General features: G+C 28.0%; 5 protein-coding genes and 1 pseudogene. 1 reads left to right on the top strand and 5 read right to left on the bottom strand.

Translation table 11 applies throughout. The annotated features are described in order from the left end of the window. Window positions 1–420 precede the first annotated feature (420 nt). The 3 genes and pseudogenes from ACIQ56_RS14075 to ACIQ56_RS14065 form a co-directional block, all read right to left on the bottom strand. Window positions 421–1,137, bottom strand: coding sequence for a sulfatase-like hydrolase/transferase (locus ACIQ56_RS14075; RefSeq protein ID WP_397601682.1), 717 nt, complete (start codon window positions 1,135–1,137; stop codon window positions 421–423). 288 nt (window positions 1,138–1,425) lie between these two features. Further along, on the bottom strand, window positions 1,426–1,992 hold the full coding sequence (locus ACIQ56_RS14070) for a uracil-DNA glycosylase family protein (RefSeq protein WP_397601681.1): 567 nt from the start codon (window positions 1,990–1,992) through the stop codon (window positions 1,426–1,428). 20 nt (window positions 1,993–2,012) lie between these two features. Beyond that, window positions 2,013–2,288 (bottom strand): annotated as a pseudogene (locus ACIQ56_RS14065) (SDR family oxidoreductase); the annotation flags it as partial. Between the two features lie 317 nt (window positions 2,289–2,605). Between ACIQ56_RS14065 and hemG the strand changes: the two are divergent. Next, on the top strand, window positions 2,606–4,072 hold the full coding sequence (gene hemG / locus ACIQ56_RS14060; protein ID WP_397601680.1) for a protoporphyrinogen oxidase: 1,467 nt from the start codon (window positions 2,606–2,608) through the stop codon (window positions 4,070–4,072). 52 nt (window positions 4,073–4,124) lie between these two features. On the opposite strand, the gene ACIQ56_RS14055 is transcribed toward hemG, so the two are convergent. Both ACIQ56_RS14055 and ACIQ56_RS14050 read right to left on the bottom strand, forming a co-directional pair. Beyond that, window positions 4,125–4,400 (bottom strand): hypothetical protein, encoded by a 276-nt coding sequence (locus ACIQ56_RS14055; RefSeq protein WP_397601679.1) that lies wholly within the window; start codon window positions 4,398–4,400, stop codon window positions 4,125–4,127. 46 nt (window positions 4,401–4,446) lie between these two features. Beyond that, entirely contained in the window at window positions 4,447–4,887 is a 441-nt protein-coding gene (locus ACIQ56_RS14050) for a hypothetical protein (RefSeq protein WP_397601678.1), read from the bottom strand. Window positions 4,888–5,180 lie beyond the last annotated feature (293 nt).

The following is a 5,180-nucleotide window of genomic DNA, read 5'->3' as shown; positions in this document are numbered from 1 at the left end:
ATCGCCCCTTGCTTGAATTCGCTTGTATACCTTCTTTTGGTTAACACCATTTCAACACCTCTTTCCTATAAGTTTTTTTCGGATCTGGGTGTCTACTTTCTTAGGGGAGGATCACCATGCTCATTGTTTACACTCGAGTTTCAAAATCAGATGGTTCTCAAACTCTCGATTTACGAAAAGATACTTTAGTTGTATGGTTGCTCAAAAATTAAGAATAACAACTACAACATTATATGCATTTATAAATGGTGATGGAAGTCCTAAAGAAACAGCTCATTATATTTTAAAAGGGTTATAGATTAATGACCATATCGATTTGTGAAGAAGAAAATACAAATATTATGCAAAATATTGACATAAATTTATCATTGGTAACTAAACTTATCACAGAGCAATTTCCAAATTGGTCTGATTTGTCAATTAAACCAGTTGAATTTTCTGGTATTGATAACAGATCTTTTCGTTTAGGCGAAAAGATGTTAATAAGGCTTCCATCAGTACGTTACCTAATGGATCATTTTGTTCTTGTCTTGCAAGTGAAACTCCAAATGGAGCACCAAGTCCTTCTCGACGTAAAAAACTGCAGGCACTATCTGCAAAAATGGGATCGCGATAAATTCCTAAATTATTAACAAGAGAACCATGTGGCTCAGGGTATGAAAGTTCCCAATTATCAAAACCAAATTCTTTTAATGAGGAAATAGAAGGATGAGATAAGTGCCATTTCCCAAAATAATGAGTTCGATATCCTGCAGATTGCATCCAGTTACCTAATGTAGGAATGCCATCTTGTTTTAACCAAGGAAATTGAAATGCTTCCCCACTTTTAAATATTCCATCTGTTTGTGTTACTCCAGTTCGAGTCCCGTATTGCCCAGTAAATAGCGCGGATCGACTTGGAATACATGCACTTGAAGCAATCATATGATTTTTTAATACAACAGCATTTTTGCGTAATCGCATTAAGCCAGGAAAAAATTCTTGATATGGATTTGCAGAAGTAACATCTCCTTGAAAACCAAGAATCGATTTTAAATGATTATCAAAACCCTCAGCTGGATTGCTAATATACCCAGGATGACGATATTGGTGTGCAATAATTAAAAGAATATTTTTAGGACGTGCTGAAGAACTCATGTTTTTCTCCAAAAAATAATTTGAGGTTACTAAAAAATGAGAATCGAACAGAAAATAAATTGGACTTACAAGAACAAACGGCTTATACAACTTATTAATTTATTTGACAATGATTTTAGAATGAGAATATACTTAAGCGAATTTAATAAATGTTTTCTTGTTATTATTTATTTATAGGGAGAGTTAAGATGAACTATAAATTAGCTCTATCTGTTTTATCTACTTCACTTTTGTTACCTCCTTTATCCTATGCACTTGCATTAAAATAAATGGCCGACATAAGTTTTTTTATAAATACAAAGCTACTTTTTTTCTAAGAACAGGTAAAAGATCTTTTTCAAACCAAGGATTTTTTTTTAACCAAATATTATTTCTTGGTGAGGGATGAGGCAATGGTATACATGATGGCAAATACTTTTTCCATGATTTAACAACGTCCGTTAAAGTTTCATTTTTTAATGAAAAATAATATTCTTGAGCATAGGAACCAATTATAATTTTTAATTGAATGTTACTTAATTCTTCATGAATTTTTTCAAACCAAATTTCTTTACATTCTTTTCTTGGTGGTAAATCTCCAGATTTTCCTTTACCTGGATAGCAAAATCCCATAGGAACTATTGGTATTTTTTTAGGATTATAAAATATATCTTTATCTATTCCTAACCAATCCCTCAATCTTTCTCCGCTTTGATCATTCCAAGGAATTCCAGATTCATGAGCTTTGATACCTTGAGCTTGTCCAGCAATTAAAATTTTTGCGCTGGCAGAAAAGTTTAGAATTGGTTTAGGTTTTAAAGGAAGTTCCTTCACACAGAATTTGCATTGCAAAATTTTTTTTAGAATGGAAGTCAATTTATTTGTTCCCTATTTCATCAAATATTTGTAAAACCACCATCAGCCAAAATGTCAGAACCATATAGGTAACTAGAATGGGAAGAAGCAAGAAATAAAACAACTTTAGCCATTTCATCTGCAGTACCAAAACGTTTTGCGGGAACAATTGTTTTCAAATGATCAGCAAATCCTTGCAATTGATCAGACGGCATAACTATTTTATCATAAATTGGAGTTTCAATTGGCCCTGGTGACAGAACATTAAACCTAGCTTTTTCTGGTGGAATTTCATTCGTCCATGACCTTGCAAAACTTCTAACAGAAGCTTAAGTTGCAGAATAAACGAATGCACCGGCAATTCCTTTATTACTCAAAGCAGATTAAATCCTAATTAAGTGATGATCAGCATGATATTTTAAAATGTTTCGATTTATAGTAAAGCACTTTTCTATAAAATTCAAATTTTAGGAGCTAAAAAAAGTTACAATTAAAATCATTTTTTAATTTTTTTTAATAAAATTCCTTTTAGAAATTGATATTTTTATATCTTTCATAATTATTGACGAAATTTATAAAATAAACCATGATAGCCAAGGTTTTATGGAATTTTTAAGTTATAAGGTCATAATATATGAGTCAGAACAAAAGTATAGATATAGCTGTTATTGGTGCAGGGATATCTGGACTAAGATGTGCCTATCTTTTATCTAGAAGTGAAAATAAAAATATAAAAAAAATAACTATTTTTGATAAAGAAGAAAAGATAGGTGGTGTTCTTAAAAACACATATATAAATCATTTTAGACTAGAGCATGGTGCCCAAGGAGTTTTATTAAATAGAGAATCATTCTTAAAGTGCCTACAAGACTTAAAAATAGAAAATCAAGTCATTTTACCAAATCAAAAAGAACAAAAACGTTATATTTTAACTTCAACATCATGTATTGCACTAACACCAAATATCTTTAAATTAAAAAAGAGTGGTTTATTAAAATTTAAAGATATTTTTAGGATATTTTTAGAAATATTTATAAAAAAACCAGATAAAGTAAATTTAAATGAAACCCTTTATTCATTTTTTGAACGTCGATTTGGAAAAAAATTTGCAAGTACTTTTCTTGTTTCTCTATCCTTTGGAATTTGGGGTGGTGGGTCAAGAAAAATGTTATTAAGATATACTTCCCCCAAATTACAAACAATAGAATACGGTTATGGTAGCCTTATTAAAACAGGTTTTATTCATTTATTCAAAAAATTATTCTTAAAAAAGAAAGAATCCTCTCCAAAAGGATTGGCAAGTTTTCCGAATGGTATGGAATTTCTGATAGATACGTTATTTAATGAATTAAAAAATGAGTGCTTAAAAAATAACATTGAACTTGTTTTAAAATTAAATTCTAATGTAAATTTAATAAAAAGCGAATTTAATTTTATTTCTATAAATTATCTAAAAGAAAATATTTTATTTAATGAACAATATCATTGTGTATTGTATTCAGGACAACCTTGGAGAGACCAAAATATTTCCATTCAAACAACGGAATTAAATAAAGAGGAATTAGACAAATCCTTTCATAAATTAAAAAATATTGAGTCACATAGTATTGCAATTATAGGATTAGGTTCTAGTAATATTCCTGAAAATACTTCAACTATCAAAGGCTTTGGTGCTCTTGCTGGTGAATGGTCAAAAGATATTTTAGGAACTATTTTTGTCCATTCCACCTACCCTTGTCATGCCCCAGCAAATTCAAATTTATTTCGAGTTTTATTAGGTGGAGATAGAAATCCATCTATAAATCAAAAATCAAATGAAGAATTAATTGAAATTTCAAAATTAAGATTATTTGAAACTAAAATTATTGAAAAAAATATTCATTTTGATTTCACCCATGTCATCAAATGGGACAACTATATTCCTTTAGCGACAATAGAACAAGATAAAGTTCTTGAAGCTATTTGGAAAATGGAAGCTTTGGTACCAGGCCTTTTTTTAACTGGCAATTATATGAAAGGTCCTTCTATTTCTGATTGTTTAGAACAAGCAGAAAATGTTTCTAAAAACATGCTGGTATATATTGATTTTTTAAATAAATAAAATATTACTCTAATATAAATTCTATCTTGTAAAATTCGATATAAGATTAAATTTATTTTATAAGACCTGGTATAAATATAAGTGGAATATTAAACCTTTGAGAAATTTTTGAAATATAAGAAAATTCTTTTTTTAATATAATTTCTTCTTTTTTTTGATTGATTTCTTCATTTATTAAGACATAAGCTGCTTTTACTTTAATTTCTCCAGTCCTAGGAAAACCTCTGTGAATATTTACATTAGGTTTTCCACAAACAATAATTTCATTATGAATATCTCTATCAGTAATTAATTTTTTAGGTGCAGTAAATAACTCTAGAGGAGGCAATAAATTCTCAAATTTTTCTTTTACATGAAAGGATAGTAAACCATTATTAATTATTTTTTACTTTTTTTTCTTTTATTGATGGATCAATATTTCTATCAAAAACAGTTCCAATATGGTTATTAAACCAAAGGTCTTCTGGAGAAGTTAATAGAATATTTTGTTTAGGAATTCCTAAAATAAATCCTATGCTACTCCCATAAAAATAAGGAGCCTTATCTGAAACCACACAAACACTTATTGCATCCCATTTTCTAAAAACAGATTCAGGATTATCTTTTAGTAATGGAGTCAAATTAGATTCACTATAAAAATGACCACCAGAAATGCCATGTGTTGTAAAGATGAACTCATTATCATATTTTAATTCTAATCTGCCATTATTTTTAGTTTTTTGAATTACTCTTGTATTAAAATTTTTAGGATCAGTAAATAAACTTTGTTCCCATAAATGAAGTTTTTCTAAATGTTTTTCTGATAAATATGTCATTATTTTCCTCATACCTAAAATTTAAAAAAATCAAATAGCTAAATAATAAAAAATTAGTTTAATATTTTATTATTTAATTTCTTTATTGAGAGAATTTTATTATTATAATAAAGGCGATAGTAATTCCATTTAAACGAATCAGTCACCCTCTCAAAGATTATTGATTAAAAAAAATAAAATAACAAGATTTTTGTTAACTTATTTTATAAAAAAACTATAATATATTTAAAAAATAAAGATTATTAATAAAAATTAAAAATAAGATAAATTATATAATAATAACAAAATATAAT

Origin of the sequence: Silvanigrella sp. (genome assembly GCF_044369315.1) — a bacterium.
Taxonomy (GTDB): domain Bacteria; phylum Bdellovibrionota_B; class Oligoflexia; order Silvanigrellales; family Silvanigrellaceae; genus Silvanigrella.
Note: the sequence above shows the minus strand (reverse complement) of the source record. Positions and strands in the feature narration are given on the sequence as shown.